General features: G+C 47.6%; 19 protein-coding genes and 2 pseudogenes. 4 read left to right on the top strand and 17 right to left on the bottom strand.

Going from position 1 to position 22,797, the window contains the following annotated elements; translation table 11 throughout:
- Positions 1-35: 35 nt before the first annotated feature.
- The 5 genes from ACZ5N7_RS17060 to ACZ5N7_RS17040 all read right to left on the bottom strand — a co-directional run bounded on the left by ACZ5N7_RS17060 (position 36) and on the right by ACZ5N7_RS17040 (position 4,719).
- Entirely contained in the window at positions 36-296 is a 261-nt protein-coding gene (locus ACZ5N7_RS17060; RefSeq protein WP_464655815.1) for a hypothetical protein, read from the bottom strand.
- A 100-nt stretch (positions 297-396) separates the two neighbouring features.
- Positions 397-837 carry a GyrI-like domain-containing protein gene (locus tag ACZ5N7_RS17055; protein WP_464655814.1) on the bottom strand — a complete coding sequence of 147 codons (441 nt, stop codon included), beginning with the start codon at positions 835-837 and terminating at the stop codon, positions 397-399.
- A 201-nt stretch (positions 838-1,038) separates the two neighbouring features.
- The gene (locus ACZ5N7_RS17050) at positions 1,039-1,416 is read right to left on the bottom strand and encodes a hypothetical protein (RefSeq protein ID WP_464655813.1); all 378 of its coding nucleotides are present in this window, start codon (positions 1,414-1,416) and stop codon (positions 1,039-1,041) included.
- Positions 1,417-1,531: 115 nt separating this feature from the next.
- Positions 1,532-3,424, bottom strand: a complete 1,893-nt coding sequence (gene htpG / locus ACZ5N7_RS17045; RefSeq protein ID WP_464655812.1) for a molecular chaperone HtpG — start codon at positions 3,422-3,424, stop codon at positions 1,532-1,534.
- A 347-nt stretch (positions 3,425-3,771) separates the two neighbouring features.
- Positions 3,772-4,719, bottom strand: a complete 948-nt coding sequence (locus ACZ5N7_RS17040) for an aldo/keto reductase family protein (protein ID WP_464655811.1) — start codon at positions 4,717-4,719, stop codon at positions 3,772-3,774.
- A gap of 419 nt (positions 4,720-5,138) precedes the next feature.
- On the opposite strand from ACZ5N7_RS17040, the gene ACZ5N7_RS17035 reads away from it, so the two are divergent.
- Positions 5,139-6,401 carry a DNA polymerase IV gene (locus tag ACZ5N7_RS17035; protein WP_464655810.1) on the top strand — a complete coding sequence of 421 codons (1,263 nt, stop codon included), beginning with the start codon at positions 5,139-5,141 and terminating at the stop codon, positions 6,399-6,401.
- Positions 6,398-6,886, top strand: a complete 489-nt coding sequence (locus ACZ5N7_RS17030; protein WP_464655809.1) for a hypothetical protein — start codon at positions 6,398-6,400, stop codon at positions 6,884-6,886. Before ACZ5N7_RS17035 ends, ACZ5N7_RS17030 begins: the two co-directional genes overlap by 4 nt.
- Before the next feature lie 10 nt (positions 6,887-6,896).
- Here ACZ5N7_RS17030 and ACZ5N7_RS17025 read toward each other — a convergent pair whose 3' ends face one another.
- Together ACZ5N7_RS17025 and ACZ5N7_RS17020 are read right to left on the bottom strand one after the other, a co-directional pair.
- Positions 6,897-7,604, bottom strand: coding sequence for an AAC(3) family N-acetyltransferase (locus ACZ5N7_RS17025; protein WP_464659326.1), 708 nt, complete (start codon positions 7,602-7,604; stop codon positions 6,897-6,899).
- A gap of 119 nt (positions 7,605-7,723) precedes the next feature.
- A pseudogene (locus tag ACZ5N7_RS17020) lies at positions 7,724-8,071 on the bottom strand (cupin domain-containing protein); the annotation flags it as partial.
- A 512-nt stretch (positions 8,072-8,583) separates the two neighbouring features.
- Between ACZ5N7_RS17020 and ACZ5N7_RS17015 the strand changes: the two are divergent.
- A complete protein-coding gene (locus ACZ5N7_RS17015; RefSeq protein WP_464655808.1) occupies positions 8,584-10,323 on the top strand; it encodes an ABC transporter ATP-binding protein in 1,740 nt (579 codons plus the stop codon).
- A gap of 180 nt (positions 10,324-10,503) precedes the next feature.
- On the opposite strand, the pseudogene ACZ5N7_RS17010 reads toward ACZ5N7_RS17015, so the two are convergent.
- The 5 genes and pseudogenes from ACZ5N7_RS17010 to ACZ5N7_RS16990 all read right to left on the bottom strand — a co-directional run.
- Positions 10,504-10,615, bottom strand: a pseudogene (locus tag ACZ5N7_RS17010) (SDR family oxidoreductase); the annotation flags it as partial.
- 78 nt (positions 10,616-10,693) lie between these two features.
- Positions 10,694-12,625 carry a TOMM precursor leader peptide-binding protein gene (locus tag ACZ5N7_RS17005; protein ID WP_464655807.1) on the bottom strand — a complete coding sequence of 644 codons (1,932 nt, stop codon included), beginning with the start codon at positions 12,623-12,625 and terminating at the stop codon, positions 10,694-10,696.
- Positions 12,622-14,307: a ThiF family adenylyltransferase gene (locus ACZ5N7_RS17000; RefSeq protein WP_464655806.1), complete on the bottom strand. Its 1,686-nt coding sequence runs from the start codon at positions 14,305-14,307 to the stop codon at positions 12,622-12,624. Before ACZ5N7_RS17000 ends, ACZ5N7_RS17005 begins: the two co-directional genes overlap by 4 nt.
- A gap of 164 nt (positions 14,308-14,471) precedes the next feature.
- On the bottom strand, positions 14,472-14,585 hold the full coding sequence (locus tag ACZ5N7_RS16995; protein ID WP_464655805.1) for a YjcZ family sporulation protein: 114 nt from the start codon (positions 14,583-14,585) through the stop codon (positions 14,472-14,474).
- Between the two features lie 31 nt (positions 14,586-14,616).
- A complete protein-coding gene (locus tag ACZ5N7_RS16990; RefSeq protein WP_464655804.1) occupies positions 14,617-14,730 on the bottom strand; it encodes a YjcZ family sporulation protein in 114 nt (37 codons plus the stop codon).
- 201 nt (positions 14,731-14,931) lie between these two features.
- On the opposite strand from ACZ5N7_RS16990, the gene ACZ5N7_RS16985 reads away from it, so the two are divergent.
- A complete protein-coding gene (locus ACZ5N7_RS16985) occupies positions 14,932-15,231 on the top strand; it encodes a spore germination protein (RefSeq protein WP_464655803.1) in 300 nt (99 codons plus the stop codon).
- Positions 15,232-15,324: 93 nt separating this feature from the next.
- On the opposite strand, the gene ACZ5N7_RS16980 is transcribed toward ACZ5N7_RS16985, so the two are convergent.
- The 5 genes from ACZ5N7_RS16980 to ACZ5N7_RS16960 form a co-directional block, all read right to left on the bottom strand.
- Positions 15,325-16,503: a DEAD/DEAH box helicase gene (locus tag ACZ5N7_RS16980; protein WP_464655802.1), complete on the bottom strand. Its 1,179-nt coding sequence runs from the start codon at positions 16,501-16,503 to the stop codon at positions 15,325-15,327.
- A gap of 275 nt (positions 16,504-16,778) precedes the next feature.
- Positions 16,779-18,353, bottom strand: coding sequence for a SagB family peptide dehydrogenase (locus tag ACZ5N7_RS16975; protein ID WP_464655801.1), 1,575 nt, complete (start codon positions 18,351-18,353; stop codon positions 16,779-16,781).
- Positions 18,354-18,375: 22 nt separating this feature from the next.
- Positions 18,376-20,319: a TOMM precursor leader peptide-binding protein gene (locus tag ACZ5N7_RS16970; protein ID WP_464655800.1), complete on the bottom strand. Its 1,944-nt coding sequence runs from the start codon at positions 20,317-20,319 to the stop codon at positions 18,376-18,378.
- Complete coding sequence (locus ACZ5N7_RS16965; RefSeq protein ID WP_464655799.1) at positions 20,316-22,232, bottom strand: putative thiazole-containing bacteriocin maturation protein; 1,917 nt, start codon at positions 22,230-22,232, stop codon at positions 20,316-20,318. The genes ACZ5N7_RS16970 and ACZ5N7_RS16965 overlap by 4 nt, the downstream gene beginning before the upstream one ends.
- A gap of 207 nt (positions 22,233-22,439) precedes the next feature.
- Complete coding sequence (locus ACZ5N7_RS16960; RefSeq protein WP_464659325.1) at positions 22,440-22,679, bottom strand: hypothetical protein; 240 nt, start codon at positions 22,677-22,679, stop codon at positions 22,440-22,442.
- Positions 22,680-22,797 lie beyond the last annotated feature (118 nt).

Below are 22,797 nucleotides of genomic sequence, written 5' to 3'. Positions count from 1 at the left end.
GCGAGTGCCTTCCCGACCGAAGTAAACTGCGGTACTCATTGCTGATCCTCTCCTTTATGCAGCTTTATGCTTAGTTTATCCACCCGGCCTGATCCGATCTCGTCAATCACAATATCGAATATCGCGTTAATCCGTTCGTCATCCTGCTGAAGCGCGGCGGCAACTCTTCCGAGACGAAGTTGGCCCGACCGCTCCTTATGAAGCTTCCGTTTTTTCTCCCGGCAAGGCTCGATGTCGTCCTCCTCGGCCCCATCCGCTTCAAGCTTTATGTCAACGCTCGCCCGTTTCTTCAACAAATAAAAAAGAGCCTGCTATGCAGCAAGCTCTCAAATAGTGCATATATATAGCGGTTAAATGACCGGGGAAGCGGCAAGCTATCGCGCGAATCGCAGATACTTATCTGAGATTATAGAGAATCTCTGTCTCAAGCTTTGATTCATCATCATTCCAATGTCCGTATATCTCCAATAACGGAGCCTCATGGTGTTCTCCTAAAGCTTCTATAGTCGATTGTATGCTCCTATATGTTTTGTCTAATTCACTATATGGCCCGATGTGTTTGCAATAGGCATATTTTTGCAAAATAATATCCTTATTTTCCAGTAATGTATCTCCATTCGGCGGAGAGATCAACTCAATCCCAGCAAATATAATATGATCTGCTTCATAAACTACATGATTGATGCCAGTATGAGAGAGTTCTTTGTTTCTTACTTCCGCCCAAACCTGATCCAGCAATTCGAAAATCGTTTCACTATAGGCTTTGTTTTCATCATGAAGTTTGGAAAAACCGAACAATGTAAAAGTTTTTCTTTGGTTTATAATAACCGTTTCCATGATTAGCTCCCCTTATTCCATTGATTTGGCAACCTACACCAATACTCTTTCGATATACTTGTCTTCTTTCCTCTAAGGAGAATAAATATTGTTACTGCGCTATCCTGTCGCGAACCCAACCGATAGACTCTAAAATGACGAAGGGGTTTAAAAGGTCACGGGGCCACCCCCTCTTGTTATTCGGCAAAAGAAAAAGAAAAATTATTTAGTATTGCTGTTAATCCCAAGATGATGATGTAATTCCCCAATCAAAGCTTGAATAGAATCTCTTTCTTCTCTTGCCAACGTAAGCTCCTCTTTTACAAGCGCCAGCTCCTGCATCACTGTATCATGCGTTTCATTTAATACCTTTTCCTGATTATCTCCAGCTTTTTTAGACACATAACCCAATATGGGAAGGGCTACTCCCTGGAAAATGCTCTGCACGATGTACTGCACCCATCCTACAAGATCAGTCGGATGCTGGAAGAAAAGCGGAACAATCACTAGTGCAAAAATGAGATAGAAACATCCCATCGTAGACAGAAACATAGCTAATTTATCACCTAACCAGTCATTAAAACGACTAATAATTATCACTCCAATCCTTCATTATTAATGCTGTCTCACCTTGCAAATATACCCTAAGATATTGTAACATGTCACTCAGAAAAAAAGCCCAAGCCTTGTTTCAGCCTGAGCTCTTTGTTGCATTTTATTTGCCGGAGGAAACCATGATTTTGCATATATCGTTAGTAAATTCTACCGGATCCTCTATCGCCAGTCCCTCGATTAAAAGTGCCTGATTGTATAACAGGTTAGTAAACAGATTCAGTTTCTCCTTATCGTTGGCATAGGCATCCTTTAAGGACTGGAACACTTCATGGTTTCTGTTGATTTCCAAAATCTTCTCGGCACGCACATCTTGATTATTCGGCATCGATTTCAATATCTTTTCCATTTCGATCGTTACTTCGCCGTCTGTGGACAGACATACAGGGTGTGATCTCAACCGTTTGGACACTCTTACATTTTTTACCTTACCCGATAAAATATTCTTCATAGACTCAAACAGTTCTTTATTGCCGCTCTCTTCGGAATCCGCGCCGTCGTGATTTTCTTCCGGTTCAATCCCCAAGTCACCGCTCGATACCGATTTGAATTCTTTCTCTTTGTAGCTCATGATCATTTTGACTGCAAATTCATCGACATCATCGGTAAAGTACAAGATTTCATATCCTTTTTCGGATACGAGCTCTGTCTGCGGAAGCTTCTCGATCCTTTCATTCGTTTCTCCGGAAGCATAATAAATGTATTTTTGATTTTCCGGCATTCTCGATACATACTCGTCCAAAGTAACCAGCTTCTTCTCTGTGGAAGAATAGAACATGAGCAGGTCCTGCAGGTCCTCTTTATGGCTTCCGTAATCGCTGTAGATGCCGTATTTTAATTGTCTGCCAAAGGATTTGTAAAACTGCTCATATTGCTCCCTTTCATCCTTCAACAAGCTCTGCAGCTGGTTTTTAATTTTGCTCTTGATATTCTTCGCGATAAGCTTCAGCTGCCGGTCATGCTGCAGCATCTCCCTCGAGATGTTAAGAGATAAGTCCTCGGAATCCACCATTCCTTTGACAAAGCTGAAATAATCCGGAAGCAGGTCGGCGCACTTGTTCATAATCAATACGCCGTTGGAATACAGTTCCAACCCCTTCTCAAACTCCTTGCTGTAATAATCAAAAGGGATGTTCTCCGGGATGAACAGAATCGCATTGTAACTTACGGCGCCGTCTACACTGATATGGATATGCCTCAGCGGCTTATCAAAGCCGTAATGCTTCTCGGCGTAGAAGTTGTCATAGTCTTCGGGAGTCAGTTCGCTTTTATTCTTTTTCCAAATCGGAACCATGCTGTTGACCGTCTGCTCTTCTTGATAGTCTTCGAATTCATTGTCGCTGCCTTCTTTAGGTCTCTGGCCGACGATGTCCATTTTAATGGGGTATCTTATAAAATCGGAATACTTTTTGATGATCGCTTTCAGGCGATACTCGTCCAGATACTCGTCATATCGGTCATCCTCTGTATTCTCTTTTATTTTCAGGATAACCTCCGTGCCCACCGATTCCTTCTCATACGGCTCAATGGTATACCCGTCCGCACCGGTTGACTCCCATTTGTAAGCCCCGTCGCCGCCCAAAGCTTTGCTAATGACAGTGACAACATCCGCTACCATGAATGCCGAATAGAATCCCACGCCGAACTGCCCGATAATCTCGTGCCCGTCCTTCGATTCGTTCTCTTTCTTAAAAGCTAACGATCCGCTCTTGGCTATGACGCCAAGGTTATTCTCGAGCTCTTCCTTAGTCATCCCGATGCCGGTGTCAGAGATCGTTAACGTTCGGTTTGCCTTGTCGGCGTGGACTTTGATGTAGTAGCCCTCTTTGTCAAAAACCAATTGCTGATCGGATAAGGCTTTGTAGTAAATTTTGTCAATCGCATCGCTGGCATTGGATATCAGTTCTCTCAGAAAAATCTCTCTTTGCGTGTAAATGGAGTTGATCATCATTTCTAGCAGTCTTTTGGATTCTGCTTTAAACTCGTGTTTGGTCATGAATGTCTCTCCTTTCAAGTATAGAGGGATGGATGTGTATGTAAGGGGTTAGCACTCTTACATCACGAGTGCCAATCACTTGTTTTATAGCATTCCTGCTTGATTTTGTCAAGAATTTGAAGCTTTTCACTTAAAAATGAATCGCCACTCACATCCATATATGGAAAATCACCGGTTACTTCTATCTATTCCGCTTTATAAAGCCTGGGCGCAAAGCTGCCGACGCACATTTATCAACATTTTATCTACAGCCGCCGAAAATCATAATTTCCTACACAATTAAAAAATGACGCTCAAGGAAAACAATCCTCGGCGCGTCATTTGGTATTAACAACATTACCTCATTCTCACTTCGACTCGCCGATAATGCCCTCGATACGCTCAAGCACTTCCGGAGGCAGCACAATCCCTGAGGCCTTGGCGTTCTCCTCTACCTGCTCCGGACGGCTCGCGCCGACCAAGGCGCTGGCGATGCTCGGCTGGCGCAGGATCCAGGCGAGAGCGAGCTGACCGACAGTGATATCCAGCTCGCCGGCGATGGCCGACAGCCGGCCCACCATCTCGATCTTCTCTGCCGTTATGCCATTGCGCATCCCTTCCAGCTTGGCGGCACGGCTGTCCTGCGGAATATCGGAGACGGACTTATATTTGCCGCTTAGCAGCCCTTGTGCAAGCGGGGAGAAAACCACTTGGCCAATTCCTCTGGACTCTCCCAGCGGAATGACATCCTTCTCGATGTAGCGGTTGAACATATTGTACACCGGCTGATTGACCACAATCCGATCAAGCAAGTATTTGTCCGCGACAGCCAGCGCTTCGGCCATCTGTACAGCGGTCCACTCGCTGACGCCGACGTAGAGGATTTTACCCTGGCGGACCAGGTCGTCGATCGTCCGGAGCGTCTCCTCGATGGGGGTCTCCGGGTCGAAGCGGTGGCAGTAGTAGATGTCGACGTAATCCGTGCCGAGCCGCTTCAGGCTTGCATGGCACTGCTCCATCACGTGCTTGCGCGACAAACCGCGGTCGTTGGGACCGTCGCCCATAGGCCAGAACACTTTAGTCGCCAGCACATAGGAATCGCGCGGATATCGCTTGAGCGCTTCACCTACCACTTTCTCGGCGGCTCCGCGCTCATACACGTTGGCCGTATCGAAAAAGTTGATGCCGAGCTCATACGCCTTGTGAATCGAGTTCACCGCGTTATCCTGCTCCACGTAGCCCCCGTAGGTAAGCCAGCTGCCCAAACTGATTTCGCTGACCTTCAAGCCTGTCTTGCCTAATTTGCGGTATTGCATGTTCTTTACCTCCTAAGTAATGTAGTTGAGGGGAGAAACTTCAAGACCTATCCATCCTTGTGCCGAATCAACCAACTTTACCATTCCCTGGCGGCTTCCATAGAGGAATAGCGGGGCTCATAGCCGAGCAAACGCCGAGCTTTCTCCAATGCTGCATCTGGGCTGTCACGATATAGCCATACACGGAGCGCGCTCTGGCTCAACACTGAACTCTTTCATTATAAAATCAAATCCGATTCCACGTAAGAGCTTACAACAAGCTAACCTAATAACCTAAAGGTAAGTGCTCTCCGCCCTATAACCCAAGTTTTTTTCAATACCCTCAAAATGTCAATATTTCCCCACTTGCAAAGCGAATATTTGTTCGCTATTCTTATTATACTACATACGAACAAACATTCCTATTCGGGGTGATCTTAATGGACCGTGTCATCATGCTTGCCGATTGCCAGAGTTTTTACGCAAGTGTAGAAAAGGCTGCACATCCCGAATACCAGCACCGCCCTGTCGTGGTCGCAGGCGATCCTGCAAGACGTTCCGGAATCATTCTGGCGGCTTGTCCTGTAGCCAAACAATTTGGCGTGACCACGGCGGAGCGGCTGGGAACAGCCATCGCCAAATGTCCGGAACTGATTGTGATAAAGCCAAGAATGCAAACGTACCTTGATGTTTCGTTGCTTTTGACGGAAACCTTGGAGGGCTTTACGGAAATGGTTGAACCTTACAGTATTGACGAACAATTTCTTGATGTAACTCACTCCATTAAATACTTTGGCAGTCCGGAGTATATTGCACACTTGATCCAATCAAAGATTTATTTGCAGACAGGGGTTTGGTCAAGAATAGGAATCAGTTCTACAAAGGTCCTTGCCAAAATGGCCTGCGACAATTTCGCCAAGAAAAAGACGGAAGGCGTGTTCATATTACCCAAGTCCGAAATCGAAACCCATCTGTGGGAGCTTCCCGTTCATAAGATGTTTAGCGTAGCGTCAAGGATGACCGCACATTTTGCACGAATGGGAATTATAACGATCGGCCATCTTGCCAAGACCCCATTACCTGAACTTAAGAAGAAAATGCGGCTTCACTTCGGCAAAAACAGTGATATTAATGCAGAAGTGTATTGGCGTACCGCAAATGGCATTGATGATTCGCCTGTGACGCCGGACACGTATGGCAAGCAGCAAAAGGCTATAGGACACGGCATGACGCTGCCAAGGGATTACGGAAAACGTGAGGAGATAGAAGTGATTTTGCTTGAACTGGCAGAGGAAGTTTGCCGCCGCGCCCGTTCTAAATCATATATGGGACGTGTTGTTACCGCTGGCGCACAAGGAGCCGACTTCGACCGCCCAACGGGCTTTCACAGGCAAACCACACTTTCCGATCCCACAAATATAACTCATGAAGTTTATGAAGCTGCAAAGAATATCTTTTTTACTCATTGGAATGGACTGCCTATAAGAAAGGTCATGGTTACACTGACGGGTATCACCCATGATTCGGAATATCAGCTGACGCTCAACTTGTTCGGAGATCGGGAGAGGACACGGAATTTGGAAAAAACGACAGACAAAATCAAGCGGCGGTATGGAAATACAGCGATTTTACGCGCATCATCACTTCTCGACGCAGGGCAGGCATTTGAACGAAGCGCCAAAATTGGAGGACATTACAAATGAGCAAGAAATTAGAAAAAAATGGGCTGTGGGAATCCAGTCGCATGACACTGCCAGAGCAGCGTGAGGCGTTAATAAAGCGCAGAGAGCCTGCAGAATCTCACAGAGTGCCGACAAAGGAAGAATTGACGCTCATACGGGCTTACGCGATCCTGCCTGCTATCGTCAATGTAGTGGAGAAGAACCTTAAACAGATTGAATTTTCGACGTACTCCTTGAAAAAACTTTACATAAACGCACTCCTTGTGCTGTTAAAGCAGATTCACACAGACTTCCTGGAAGTAAAAAAAGAACTTAGACGACACAATATCAGGATAATCAATGAGGAAATGTTAGATACTGGAATGAAGTATAGGTTTACCTGCAACGGATTTGAGGGCGACTTCACACTGATCCGTGATGTATTGAAAGCTGAAATTAGCGTGAGGCTCGGGAAATACATCGATGGCTTGTTTAATTCGATTAAGGATTCCACGCCTGACGGTTAGCCTCCTGAAATCAGGTATCGAATCTATACTGTTCCAACCATTTGCCTGCAAAATCAACACCTGCATTCATATTAAAGAGTCTGCATTGAGCATTGCCAATTTTACCTAATGTAACGTAACTGGTTTCGTCAAGTGCCTTTCCAATCTGCTCAAAATCCGCATCCGTGTAAGCATAATCCTCAAACCATTTCCAAACTCTTTTATTATTTTCCATTATTGCGGCTCCCATTTTTTTTCTTGGCATCTTTTCATTTAAAGCCTCAGCAAGATGGAAGCTTGTACAAGAATCATAGTTGACACCTAATAAAAGTACTTTTGCATTTAATTCATACAATTTTCCCAAAGGAGAATTCATCCCAAATTGAGGTGCTAGCTGATGATTCTCTGTCACCGTATTTGCATATTTTCCACTGGCAGAAAAGGATACTTGCGGATGGTTCGACCTAACAGATTCCGGTAAGGTCCTAAATAACTCTGCAATGCGTCCCATTCCCCTTGTTGGCGAGAGATCCACATCAAACGCAGGCATGCTTTCATATATCTTTTCTATCCATTCCGTTGGGACTGGAGGGTTACTCCACTCAGCCGGGTCAGAAATTTCTCCGCTGTGTGCAGGCATTACTAAGGTACCGCCTTTGCCTACAGCTTGTTTAAGAGCCATTATTACAGCCTGAACACCTCCACAAACCCAACCCAAGCTTGAAAGAGAAGAATGCACTAACAATATATCCCCATTTCACACGCCAAGTTTTAATAAATCATTATATATAGAATCTACAGTGTTCATGTTTCTTGTTAATTCAACTGTTCTTAGCTCACTCAAAATTCTCATCTCCTTTACTCTGGGTATTTGACGACGGGCCATTTTTCCTTACGCAGTGCGTTCAACAGTTCCGGGCCTACATGTAAGTTTTTCTCTACCAGTTCACGAGGAGTCAGTGCCATCCATTGGTTTAACGACACATCCACAAATCGGTCACTCTTGAATATCTCTAAAAACCATAAGGTTTGGTTACCCGTATTCTGAATATAGTGCCCAGCAGCAAAAGGTACATAACCGACATCACCGGCTCCATAATCAAATGTACCGGCTGTGCCATTGCCCGCAAATACCGTCATTCGCCCCTGTCCGGTGAGGTAATACTGCCACTCGTCGTTATTAGGATGCCAGTGCAGTTCTCTCACATATCGCGCCGCCACCGATAGCGGATTTCCATTCCGCTATTGTGCAAGGTAAAACGGGTTGAACTTGAAATTATAACTATGGATTGAAACCTTACTTCCTTATTAATTTAGGAGAATTATCGTAATCAATATTTCGGCACGAAAACACAACTTCCTCCATTTTCCATATTGCGCTTTCAAAAACTTTAAATATAGACTTGATCATGATGCAACCTAGTCTAAATCCTCCGCCTTTAGGTGACCATAAGGCTGGAAGTGAGAGTAAACATAGTCGGTAATCAAACCCCAGAGCTCCCTTCACGAAGGCATAAATGTGGTTCCCAACCCGCGTATAGCAGTGTACCAGCCGTCGACTCGCATCGTGCAACAATCTTATGCCACGAAGGTGATAAGAATTGATTTTAATGAATTGTTACATTGTCCGCTTGGTATTGCGATGCTACCATAATTATAAACCGACTGGAGGGGAAAAAGATGAGACACTATATAAAATTTGCTTGGAGGCATAGTTCGTGGAAAAGTTAAAAAAATTTTTAGCTTACTACAAACCTTATAAAAAGGTGCTGTTTGCGGATTTGATTTTTGCATCGCTGGCTTCGATGACGGTACTTGCATATCCCATGCTGGTAAATTATATTACGAAAAATGCAATAAGTGATGAGGGAATCGCTGCAGAGTTAATTATAAAAATGGTTGGAATCTTTTTGTTTTTGATGGCTGTTGAGTATGTCAGCAACTTCTATACGGACTATTTTGGGCATGTGATGGGAGCCAAGATGGAGTCCGACATGCGAAACGACCTTTTTCAGCATGTTCAAAAGCTTTCGTTTCAATACCACGACAATGCCAGAACAGGGCAGCTGATGTCGCGTATAACAACAGACTTATTCGATATATCGGAACTTGCCCACCATGGACCGGAAGATACGGTTATATCTTTGGTGAGAATTATCGGTTCGTTCTTTATTTTGCTAAGTATGAATTGGATACTCACTTTGGCTATTTTTTTTATTTTACTTTTCATGCTTCTTTTTGCATATCGGTACAGCATAAAGGTGAAAAACGCCCTTAAAAAGAATAAGGAACGTATAGCGGACATAAACGCGCAAATCGAAGACAGCCTTTCCGGGATTAGAGTTGTCCAATCGTTTGCCAATGAAGAAATCGAAATGGATAAATTTAAAAGCAGTAACCGCCGGTTTTTGGAAAGCAGGAAAAACGGTTACCGGGTTGAGGCATTGTTCTTTAACGGCTTGACCGGCTTCATTTCATTTATTAACATTTCGGTTGTTGTCGCGGGTGCCGTTCTTATAAGTTATAACCGATTGCATCTGACAGAGTTGATTACCTTTTTGTTATATATAAACACTTTGGTGGACCCGGTAAAAAGATTAGTGAACTTTACCCAGAATCTTCAAAACGGGGTGGCCGGATTCGAACGTTTTATGGAAATTATGGCAGTTGAGCCGGACATCACTGATGCAAAAGATGCTGCTGTGTTAGGAAGTGTAAAAGGCAAAGTGGAATTTGTAAATGTAGGGTTCCAGTATGCCAGCGACTCGAATTATGTGTTTAGCAATATAAACATCACGGCAAATCCCGGTGAATATGTAGCGCTTGCAGGTTCATCCGGAGTCGGCAAAACGACACTTTGCAGTCTAATCCCGCGTTTTTATGAAACCAGCGAAGGTGCTATTAAAATTGACGGTACGGATATCAAAACTATAAAGCTAAAGTCATTGCGTCACCATATCGGGATCGTGCAACAAGATGTATATTTGTTTGCGGGTACGATTAAAGAGAACATCTTATATGGGAAGCCTGGAGCTACTGATGAAGAAATTGTAAACGCTGCTAAAAACGCAAATGCCCATGAATTTATAATGGAGCTTCCGGGTGGCTACAATGCCTATATCGGACAGCGGGGTGTAAAGCTTTCGGGCGGTCAGAAGCAACGCATAAGCATCGCACGTGTATTTTTGAAAAACCCTTCTATCCTTATATTTGATGAAGCCACTTCCGCCCTGGACAATGAAAGTGAAAGGGTGGTGCAGGAAAGTTTTGAAAAGTTGGCCAAGAACCGCACTACCTTTGTAATCGCACATAGGCTGTCCACTATCAAAAATGCAGACAGGATTATAGTGCTTTCGCAACAAGGGATTGCAGAGGAAGGTACACACGCAGAGCTTTTGAAAAATAACGGTATTTATGCAAAGTTCTATAAAATGCAGTTGAATCAAGTGATATTATAAGCTTATAGACATAGATACGTCTAATTGCCAAGCCAAAGCCTAAAGACGCTGCGCAAATATTAATTTGTTTAGCGTCTTTAGGCTTTGTCTATTATGTGAGCGGTTTTTCCTTGTTCTACAGGTAGCCGGAACGATTGCAGCGATGGACAATACGATCGGCGTCGTAGGCGCTGCGACAAATCAGGTTTCAGTCATGACGCCGCCGTTTACATGCAGAACCTGCCCGGTTACAAAGGATGAGTCGTCAGATGCCAAGTAAATGTATGTCGGAGCCAGCAAATGGCTGCCCTGCTAAGGATAAACTGGGTACACATTCATTCCTCCCGCTGTTTTGACTGGACAGCCCGCCAATGACTCGATGAATGAAGTCTTAAAGAAACGGATGGGGATGCCGGTTCAGATTTTCCATTTTCAGCGGCTGCTCCTTATAACCAAGTTCCATCGGCACACGCAATACTCTCTCCAAACCCGACAAGCGGGTAAGGTGATGTCCGAACGTCATGGGCAGCATGCCCGGGATTATCACTTTTACGCAATACAATCCATTTCGGATAGTTTCAGGGGTGCTTTGATTTATAACAATTAGGTTCAGGTTCAAACTTTTAAATTTGCGCAAAATATCCTTCAAATCTTCAGTCAGATCTTCATGCGACGGCTTATAGTTGAATTCTTCGCCAAATGTTCGGAGCTGACGATTTGCTTCCAGCAAAAATTGCAAGCGCTCCTCAGCCTCAGGTAAACAGTACAGCGCGGAATGGTCTTCCATTCGGCTTACCAGGGACGAATCATTCAACATTCGGACATACTCTTCCCTGTTTGCCTCCAGCATCTCGTCCAGATATGCCATATTGCCGGCCAACTCGAAAATCGCGCTTTTCGCGGCTTTTACAGGATCCGGATGAGCGCCGGCAGCACAAATGAGATTCGATCCGGTTGTTTTATTGTTTTTTACTGTCGCCCAAATGCTCGGAATCCCGGTTTCCATCGTCATATTAAACAGGAAAACATCATATCCGGCCACCATCTGCAAACGATCAACCATCAGCTGTAATTCTTTGTCCTGGGCGGAATAAGGGTCAAGCCGCGGGATAGACAACTGTGCATACCAGGTCAGCAGGAACGAATCGCGCTCCACCACCTCCAAAATCCCATACAAAATGGCTTCCTCGAGACTTCCTCCCAAGGCGCAGCCATTAGAAGCTTCTTGGACAAAGCTGCCTTCACAGCCCATACTGTAATAAGCAAGCTGATCCGGAACCAGAATTGGACGTTCTTCCAATAAGGAGTAAGCCCATACCCAGTTCATCGGAGCTGCAGGATCAAAGGGTTGGAACGGGAAATCAGGCTGTGCATACTGTTCAGCTGAGTACAGCCCGGCGGTGGCGGGATCCAATGCTTGATGGGCCAGATTCCGGAAACAATCGTGTATTACGCTTCGCTTGCCGCGAGGTAAAATGCCGCAGTATCGCTCCAAACCCTCCAAAATGGCAGAAAGCTCGCTTTCCGTAAAACAATGAGACCGGCCGGCCGTCACCTCATTCCCCATTACAGAGGGCAAATTCATAAGCACGTTGGAAAATGGAGACATCAGGTCCACTCTTTTTCCGTTTAGTAAGCCTGTCCTCTCATCCACATAGTCTCTGGCCAAAACCTTCTTAAGGTCGTCCATCGGTCGGCAGCGGTAAATGTTGGGGCTCACTTTAGGGCTTGTTTGTAGTGTAATTCGGGCATTCTCCGGGGAGTCGTCCGGCAATCGACCGCATACCTCGCAGAGCGGGTCAGGCAAAAACGGATGCAGCGAACTCTTCAGTGTTTTCAAATCAACCAAATAAATCTGATCTTCCGTGTGGACCGGCCTCCCCTGAATAACGCTTGACACCTCTTTCACGATCAAACAGCTCATATGTACAAGTGCCGATCGCGATACCGATTCATTGCGCGGAGCCGCACCAAGCAGCAGGTTCTCCAAAATATGATTTTGGTTGCCGCCCGCCATACGAAGCCTCTTATCCGCACACTGGGAGCAACCCGGAGTACCTGGGTTTACAAGCGGCCCGATAACTCCCTCGTCATAAGAAATAAAGCCGCACAGCCATGTTAAATCCGCATTCCTCAGAGCCTCTGACGCCGTGGCATAAACCGAAGAATCCCACACATCATGGAGGACCAACACCATTTTAGACGTTCCGCTTATTCTACCTGTGAAATCAGATTGACGAATGATCTTGTATTGACCGGGCAATCGTTCACACACTAAATCCGCTAACTGCCCCGCTCCTATGACGGTTATTTCGCAGCTCAAGGGGACTCCCCCTTTCGTATCATCACACCAAAAACCCCTCCCAGCTCTTCTCTTAAAAATGGTTCCACAGCCGATCTGAAGACTGCGAGCCGCCTGTGATTTCGTTTCAAGACCTGCAGAGCCATCTGCAGAAACTCATGCTGTGGATTTTCTTGAATTGCCTCAATGACAAGGTTTAACGGCATCTTTTCTTGCATTTCCAGAGCAGGAAGCTCTACACCTCGCGCCTGCGGGCAGGTAAAATCGTTTTGTGCTTTTATCAGGGCTAACTCCAGCGCACCTCGCAGAGCCATTGTCTTGTTCAAGCCTGCACAACCATACCAACAATCGCCCGTGCCGATCCAGACGACAGGAAAGCCCAGGATCTCGCCCAGCCCGATCTCCGGCCTGCTCTTCATGGTGGTCAGTGCTTGCAAATAATACCGGCTTTGAAGGTCCTCCACTCGGTTAAGTGTGACCGTAAGCGCATCAGAGGCTCGATCAGACATTTGCTTTCTTAACTCTTCAGTCAGACATTTTTGCAGCCCGCGGCAGATGGCCTCTTCTACTGTTTTTCCCGCTCCCATACCTATAAAATCATCCGTCTCGCCAATTGAGCTTCTCGATGCCTGTCCGGACATCAGCATGATCCCGGCCAGCCTTGCCGCATACGCCTCGATTCCTGCCAATCCAGCCTCGATCCTCGCTTCTATATGTGTCATACCTGTACAGATTAATTCCGGAAGCAGCTCCGCCGGTCCCGGCGAAAGCGGGTCAGCTGCCTGTAGGCGGCATTGACAAAGTGGGAGCTGCTTTAGATCCCCCTCATCCCAATGATGAAAAATGCCTGATTCCTTCGATGTCAACCGGCTGAAATAAGAAAATAAGGCTTCCGCCTCACAACCGCCCTGTTTTTGTGCGAGTTCCAGATCTAAGTCATCAACCAATTCAAACTCAATACTTCCGGTCACCAGCGGATGAGGCAAGAATGAATGAAAACTTCCTTCCAACGTCTGCAAATCAAGCAAATAAAACGAATTTTTTAATTGTGACTGTCCTGCTTCCGTCACCGCTTTTAACAGTTCAAACACAATAACATTAGCGAGCATATCTCCTGCTGTGGGAGAAAAGGTAATCTGATCCGCATTTTTAACAAGCGATGAGCGGTGGATGCGCCGCCACAACGATTCACAGCACCCCTCGGTGTCCGGATGTATAAGTGGACCTGCAACTCCTGCCTGCATTAGACAAAGGGCGGGAATAAGCGGTTTTTTTTCCATTTTGCAAGCCGATTGAAGAGCCCGCAGCTCCTCGATATTCCCCTCTTCCGAGACATATAGAATCCATTGAAACGGCTGTACCGCTTGTCTCCATGTATCTTTTTCGTTATTAGAAACAGTGATTTCTTCAATCGAAGCCTCGGAGTCAAACTTCCGCACTTGATCGGTGAGTTCTTTCAAGCCCTGCCGCTCCGTCCGTGAGGAATCTGTAATGCAAACATGAAACTTGCTCAAACCGGATTCGAAAAGCATGGCAGCCAAGGATAACAAAAACCGGCTTGAGCCGACGGCCAACACCTTAGCTTGTCGGTAGGACATCGCCTGCAATGGATTGCGAACATGTTGGGTCGCACTGCGATCAATGCTTCTGGCTGCTTTTGTTCCGGTCTCTTCCTTAGGGGTATTGGAAATGTTATGTATCACGTTCTCCTCCTGTATAAATTTATATAGCTTTATGGACCACTCTAATCTGAATATCTATTCGCCCATAACGGCGATCATGAATGAAAATTCAAAAATGGATGCACTGCTGCAAACAAAATAACCCACTCCTTATAAAGGACCGGGTTAATTTATACTGCTATTTTTTAGTATACCATCATGCGAGTAATAATAACTAAGAGAATGAATAAAACCAGGATAAAAGCAAAGCCGCCGCCATAGCCCGCGCAGCTATATCCAGCACAGCTGTAACCGCCCATATCATTCACCTCCTTCGTGATAATAAATCGATCAATATCCCACTATTGTACGGCTGATAATAACCAAAAGAATAAACAGAACCAGGATAGCTCCAACACTTGAATAACCTGCGCAACTGTAACCGGCACAACTGTAACCGCTCATTTTCATTGCCCCTTCGCTACAAATTAGTTGTAGTACGTTATTACTATATGAAGTTCATCCATCTTCGATTGGACATACGTGGATACCAAGATAATTTGGTTAATATCCCATTCAGTTTATTGACAGCTTCGCACCCGTTAACATCTGGGCAGCATACTACATACCATGAACAAAGAAAATGAGAATGAAGGGTGTTTGCGTATGCCGTCAATTGTCGGGAACTTCAAGATGGTCCATGTCAGCGGGGGCTCCTCCCTTATTATCGGAGATACGCTCCAGATCGTGCCCGACCACTCATCCAAAGAGTTTGCGGGAGCGGGCTCCTTTAACACGGGGGACTTAGTGTACACGAACAATTTTACCAGCGCCACCAATACCACGGACAACGATAACCAGGATTCCACTCTGACCTCCAACGGCAATAAAGGGGTCAACGCCGGAGTAGCCAGCGGGGCAAGCTCAACCGGAGTGGCCTCAGGCGGGGCTGCGGCAGCGCCATGAACTGAACTTTCAAGCGCTGCATTATTTTGTCAATGCAAGGCTGGTAAAATCAGCAAAAGCTTTTATTTTTCATTCCAAAGCCAGTTGAGAAACTTATTTCGATGATCTTTCAGACTTTACAGGCAGATCTGTGCCTATCATCGGATAGGGATGGTCTTTGACTTTGGGAATCGTCTTTTTGATCATTTTCTCAATGTCTTTGAGATATGGCATTTCTTCATTTTCGCAAAAAGAGATCGCGACCCCGCTTAGTCCCGCCCTGCCGGTTCGGCCAATTCGATGAACGTAAGTTTCCGGGATATTCGGGAGATTGAAGTTAATCACATGGGAAAGTTCGTCAATATCAATTCCTCTTGCTGCGATATCCGTCGCTACCAACACGCGCGTTGCGCCGCTTTTGAAATTGTTCAATGCCAGCTGACGGGCATTTTGCGACTTGTTTCCGTGAATGGCCTGGGCGGGAATTTTCGCTTTTGCCAGCCCGCGCACCACGCGGTCCGCACCATGCTTGGTACGGGTAAACACCAATGCCGAAGCAATGGATTTATTTTGCAAAAGGTGGGTCAATAGTTTCTGCTTGTTTTCCTTGTCCACGAAATAAACGGATTGCTCGATCCGATCCACCGTAGAGGACACCGGAGTCACTTCGACTTTCACCGGATTAACCAGCAGCGTGTTAACCAAGTTGGATATTTCCCGCGGCATGGTGGCCGAGAAGAAAAGCGTTTGTCTTTTGCCGGGCATTTTGGCGATGATTTTCTTCACGTCGTTGATAAATCCCATGTCCAGCATTCTGTCGGCTTCATCCAACACCAGGATTCCGACATGTTGCAAATCGATATGCTTTTGGTTCATCAAATCGATGAGTCTGCCCGGGGTCGCAATGACAATATCCGCGCCTCGATCAAGCGCTTGCTCCTGCGGTTTCTGTGAAACGCCCCCTACGATGACAATGGATCGCAAATTCGTGTATTGACCGTACGCCTGGATGTTATCGTAAATCTGAATCGCAAGTTCTCTGGTCGGTGTTAAAATCAATGAGCGAACCCGTCGCTCCGTATTCGGTTTCCTTGGCTGTTCGCTTAACAGCTGGATAATCGGTAATGCAAAGGCAGCCGTCTTCCCCGTTCCCGTTTGAGCAACGCCAAACAAGTCCCTGCCGGCCAATATTGCGGGGATCGCCTGCTCTTGTACGGGTGTCGGCGTCGTATACCGCTCCTTGCTGAGCGCTTTTAAAATCGCGGGGGTAAGCTTCAAATCATTAAATGTCATTTTGTCTCCTTTATTGTAAGAACAGCTATTTTTTTACCATTACTTGTGGCGTCTCTATAAACCGTTCCTCTATGTCATGATGCATAAGGATACCACAAGTATCGGCCAAAAAGAAGCCAGGCTTTATCCGCTCCGTTCAAATGCAGTTTAATCAAGTGATATTATAAGCTTATAGACATAGATCCGTCTAATTGCCAAGATAAAGCCAAAAGACGCTAAGCAAATATTTCTTTGTTTAGCGTCTTTTGACATTTTACTTAACTGTTCGCTTCCCGCTAGCTGTGCAGGCCCCCTTCCAAACGGGGACGCTGATGATAGCGGCCGATCGGGATTTGGATCAGACTGGTTTTTCCTTGCTCAGTCAATTTGTAAATCTCATCACAAAAACCCGGATTAAATCCGAGCAGCGGCCGCCCTCCCATTCCGATCGCGGACGCCGCTAACAGCAAGCGTTGAACAAGCATGCCCGCCTCCATCTGCTGAATACGGTATCCTCGGTACCCTAATGCCGATTTGAGGTAGTCCTTGTCACCAGCCACATGCAGGCAGAGCGGTACCTGGAACAGATTGACATTGCCCAGGGACATTCCCTGCTGCAGCCGCAGCCGATGATCCCCGGGAAGGACTCGACGCAACATATGAGCAGATCTGTCATAGCGATAAGCACCGTCCGGAATGCCTTCGACGTTATACAAACAGCAGTACAAGGACATACGGGAGACAGTCTCCTCATGGGGTCCCTTCAAATCATTGTGATATGAGAAGGAAGTCGTCGCCTCTTGTAACAGAGCGGCCGCTTCCGACTGTTTCACCTTGCTCAATACGAAATCCGACTCTGGCGAATATCGTTTTCGGCAAATCGACGCCAGATCATACGACATCCGCTCCACGCGGGGCATATATACCGCCTCTATCCCGCTGTCAACGTGCTTCACCAGCCCGACGTGCCGAAATGATCCTGTTGAACCCAGCATGGACGCTTCGTTCATCCCGGTCAGCATCGGGTACTCCTTGACTTTTTGCGACCGCACGTAGTGTTCATGCCGAACGACCGGCAGTTGCCGGCACAAATCAGCCGCAGAGACATCCCCTTCTCCGCAAATCCCATTATGAAACCAGGATATGGCGGGCTCCACCGAAAGCGGAATCACCGCATACACACTCTCCTCCCGGTCGGATAGCCCAAGCAGATGGTTGACCGCCCGATCAAGAAACTGGAAATTCACACCTGCTTCGTAACCGAACCGTTTCGTCACTTCAAGTAATTGCCCGATCAACACGCCAGTATCCAGCCCTTGAAGACGATAGGCAAAGTTACTGTACTTATAAAAATTTTTCCAAAACATAATCGAAACAAAAACGGCGCCAAAGCAAGCCGACACATCGCATCGGTTGCCAAGAGCCCGGGCCAGATAGGAATCAAAATCTCCTTCACGAAGCAATACCAACCGATGGTGCGCCGCATCATAATGGTAAACTCCGACAGGAACATCCGTTATCTTCAGATATACATATAGTTCGTTCGGATATAACCCGCCGCCGGATGGGACGAAACGCCGATACATCTGTACCGGGCCCGTCGATTGGTTTATGGAATTCGCCGCGTGGTATTGGCTCAATTGGGTGAGGCCATAGACATGCCAAAGAAAATGACCGATGGTTGTCAGATCGGGATTGGCGGACGATTGTCCACCAAGCGACAGCGGTACTTCAGAGGATAAAGGAAAGACAGGTAATCTGCGATAGAGCTTATATGTCAGCGGTGCGTCCTCCCAATCAATCTCCCAATCCGGCGGTCTGGTCTCGTAGGTATCCTCATGGAGATTGCGCAGGAATTTCTCCAGACTCATCCTATTCCCTCCTCAGGCGGTTTTATGGGAACGGATGCGGATGTGGATTGAGCTGTTCCGGAAGCAGCGGCTGCTTCCCATATCCAAGCAGCGCCGGTACCTTCAACACCCTCTCCAGCCCTGTCACACGGGTGAGATGATGACCGAACGTCATCGGCAGCATCCCTGGAATCAGCACCTTCACACAGTATAATTCGTTTCGTTTCAATTCCGGAGCTGTCTGATCCACTACAATCACATCCAGGTTCAACCTGCGGAACGCCAAAAGGACGTCCTTCAGGTCATCGCTCAGGTCCGGATGAGCCGGTGTCCTGTTGAACTCCTCCTGAAACGTCCGCAGAGGGCGGTTTTCCTCCAGAAGAAACTGCAGCCGCTCCTCTGCTTGCGGCAAGCTGTACAGCATCGAATGGTCCTCCATCCCGCGCACCAGCAACGGGTCGTGATACATTTGCACATACCGCTCCCGGTTCGCATCGAACTTCTCGTCAAGGGTCAGCATCATCCCCGATAATTCATGAACTGCACTTTTCGCCGCCCGCACCGGATCCGGATGTGCTCCGGCCGCGCAAATCAGGTTTACTCCATTTGGTTTCGTGTTTTTTGCCAATGCCCAAACGCTTGGAACTCCGTTCTCCATAGTCGAGTTATACAAATGCAAATCAAATCCCGCCACCGACTGCAATCGGTTGACCATCAGCTCCAGCTCCAGATCGCCCGCGGAACAAAGATCAAGCCGCGGGAGCGGCAGCTGCGCGTACCAAGTCAACAGGAATGAATCCCGCTCGACCACTTCCATAATGCCGTAGAAAATGGCTTCCTCCAAGCTTCCTCCGAGTGCGCATCCGTTGGACGTTTCATAGACAAATCCTTGTCCGCAGCTCGAACTGTAATAGGCGAGCTGTTGCGGAACCAGAATCGGACTTTGCCACAAAAACGAGTAGCCCCAAACCCAATCGATAAGGTCGTCAGGATTAAATGGCCTGAATGGAAAATTAGGCCGTTCATACTGTTCCTTCGCATACAAACCTACCGTGACAGGATTAAGAGCATGATCCGCCAGATTGCGGTAACTGTCTCTGATCATCGTCCTTTTGCCGCGGGGCGCCATACCGCAGTACCGCTCCAACCCCTCCATAATGGCGGTCAGCTCGCTTTCCGCATAGGAATGCGTTCGGCCTGCCGTCGTCTCATCTTGGTGAAACATCGGAAGATTCACACTCACATCGGCAAAAGGCGACACGAGATCAACCATTTTGCCATTCAAGAAACCGGTCTTATAATCCAGATAATCTTCGACCAGAAAGTCCTTCAGCTCCACCAACGAACGGCAGCGGTAGCTTTTCTCGCTGATCTTAGGACTTGGCTGCAGTGAAATAAGGGCCGATGCCGGCGTGTCATCAGGCAAACGGCCGCAAACCGGACATAGCGGGTCCGGCAGAAAGAAGTGGCTTGTGCACTGCAGAGTTTTCATGCATATGAAAAACATCCGTTCTTCCGAACGGGACCGGCTGCCCTGAAGCACCTTCTGCGACTCCGTCACGAGCAGGAATGCCATCTGTAATAGTCCGGTGCGCGATGCCCACGCGTCACACGGGATTCCCCCGGCCTCCGCCAGACGCTGCTGCAGCATCCAACTCTCCTTGCGGTCACGTCCCGCCAAGAGACGCCGATTGTCTGCACATTGTGTACACCCGGGCAAACCTGGGCGAATCAGCGGACCGACCACACCCTCGCCGAATGCGACAAAGCCTCTCAGCCATGGGATGCCTGCTGTCCGGAGCACTTCTTCCGCCTCCCGATGAACGGAAGGATGCCATGCATCGTGCAGCACCAAGGCGAAATCCGTTCCTTCCGGTACTCCTGCCTTAAAATCGTTCAGACGTACAACCCGGCAAAAGGCGGACATCTCTCCGCATACAAGGTCCGCTAACTCGCCTTCTCCGATAATGGCCACCACTGTGTTCACCGGGACTCCTCCTCTCGCAGCAACACGCCAAACACTCCATCGAGCCCCTCTTTCAAAAAAGGCTCCACTGCCAGATCCACAACGAAGAGTTGCTTGCCGTTCTTGTGCAAGATCTGCAGGGCCTCTTGCAAAACCCCCGGTTGATCTGTTCCTCCACTTGAGGGGATCACAAGGTGAACCGCGACTTCTTTTCCAAGTTGCACGGACGAGGCTTCCAGCACTTGAGCCGAGCGGCATACGGAATTATTCTGCTCCTTATGCAATGCAGCCTTAAGCACCTTCTGCAACGCCATTGTCCTATTCAAGCCGGCACTGCCATACCAGTTATCACCTGTACCGACCCATACTACGGGGAACCCCGACACTTCCTCTCCCAAGCCGATCATCGGAGCTCCCTTCATAGCGGTCAAAGCCTGTAAATAAAACCGGCATCGTTCATCTTCCACCTTACTTAACTGCACCCGGATGACAGGTTGCTTCCGAGCCTTCTGTTGCGCGGCCAGCTGCTCGGCCAAATTTGCTTGTAATCCGCGTATAACGCCTTCCGCAGCCGTTTCCCCTGCTCCGATTCCGACAATTTCTTTCGTCTGTATAAGCACACCGGCCAATCGTGACACATACGCTTCAATCCCGGACAGTCCCGCTTCCCGCCGCGCTTCCTCGTGCGTCAGACCTGTACAGACCAGGTCCGGCAGCAACCCTGCAGGTCCCTCCGACAACGGATCAACCGCCTGAACACGGCACTGGGAGAGGGGAAGCTGTCTCAAGTCCCCCTCTTCCCAAATATGGAGAATCCCCGTTTGTGCCGAAGTCAATCGGTCAAAATAAAGCATCAAACGGTTCGATGCACTTTTGTCCGGGCTCACATCAAGCCGCAGATTCGATACTGGAACCCTTTGGGCTGCCGCACATCCGTGTATCAAAGGATGCGGCATGAACGGATGCCAGCTTCCTTCCAACGTTTCCAGATCAAGCAGAAAGAACGAATTTCTTAACTCCGATGCTCCGGTAACCGTTTTAAACAGCTCGAACACGATTACATTCGCCAGCATCGCTCCCGCTGTGGACGTGAAGACATGCAGCTGCGGGTCCTTATAAACAGCTGACTGGTGTATGCGGCGCCATGCCGATTCCCAGCATCCATCAGACTCCGGATGTACGACCGGACCCGCCATTCCTGTCTGATGCAGGCACGTTGCCGGCAAGAAAACCTTCTTTTCCGCTTTGCAAACCGCATGGAGAAGCCTCAGCTCCTCGACATCCCCTTCTTGAGATACGTACAGAATCGATTGGAACGGCTGCACTACGTCTCGCCAACCGCTTGCTCCTTCTTTCCGCGCGGTGATCTCCTCAAGAAACACCTCTTGATCCGTTCGACGGGCTTGTTCCGCCAATTCCGTCAGCCGCTGCCGATTTGTCGGCGCAGAATCCGTTATCCACATGTGGATCTTAGGCAGTCCGGACTCAATTAAAGCAGAAACCAACGCAACGAAAAACGGACCGGACCCGATCGCTAATACGTTAGCTTGTCGATAACACTGAAACCGGTATGCGCCAGAATCGCCGAAGCTGTCTAAAAAGGCTATTTGTGCAGCGTACTTTTGGATAATCCCATTTGTCAATTGATGCGGGCGATCTTGACTCACATCCCGAACAAAGCCTTTTTGGTGCAGCACGTGCGCGATTTCATACACCTGATTCCGGTGTGGGTTCGATAATCCGTCAGTCAAATCCGCCAATGTGTATTCCCCATTGAACATGGGGATTAGTTTTTCAATCCACCGGTCCATCATCTCGCCTTCCATACGGAACGTGCCTACGTTATTCCGGAAATAGACACCGTCGTTCGGAAATGGGAGAAAAAATGTGTCCCCCTTTACTTTCAGACGCGCAGCAGGGGTCAAATTTGTCATTTCACTCCTCCAAACTCTTGCAGATTGACAATATGTGACATCCATTCTTCATTATCATATGTACGTCTATTCGTCCCTCATGCCTTGCATGTAATTATTGAGAAAAGCCCCTGACAACCGTAGCTGTACAAGGGCGAACGCTTCTCGCAAGCCGATGCGGTTTCTCTAAGAAACTGGAAAACGGCGAGATTAACTTAAGTGATGATGCTAAAAACCGCCGCAGTGATGATGGCAAAACCCACCGCAATGATGATGGCAAAAAAAACTGCAGTGATGATGGCAAAAACCGCCGAAAAAACCGCTGCAAAAACCGCCGAAACCGCCACAAAAGCCACCAAAACCGCCAAAGCCGCCAAAGCCAACGCATAGCCGTGAAGGGTCCGCCGTATTCAGGCCAATCGGAAACTGACCCGCCGCGTACTGTCTTTGTTGATTCCAGGGCGTCATCTCACCCGCCTGAACCTGGGAAACGCTCAACTGTTGAAGTTCATTTTGGAAATCATTCAATGTAAAAACCTCCATTATTTTTTTGGTAATGGTATTGGCATGAAGGAAAGGTTGAACT

The sequence above is a fragment of the Paenibacillus sp. JCM 18996 genome, from assembly GCF_055392555.1.
This window is presented reverse-complemented; position numbering and strand designations above follow the sequence as displayed.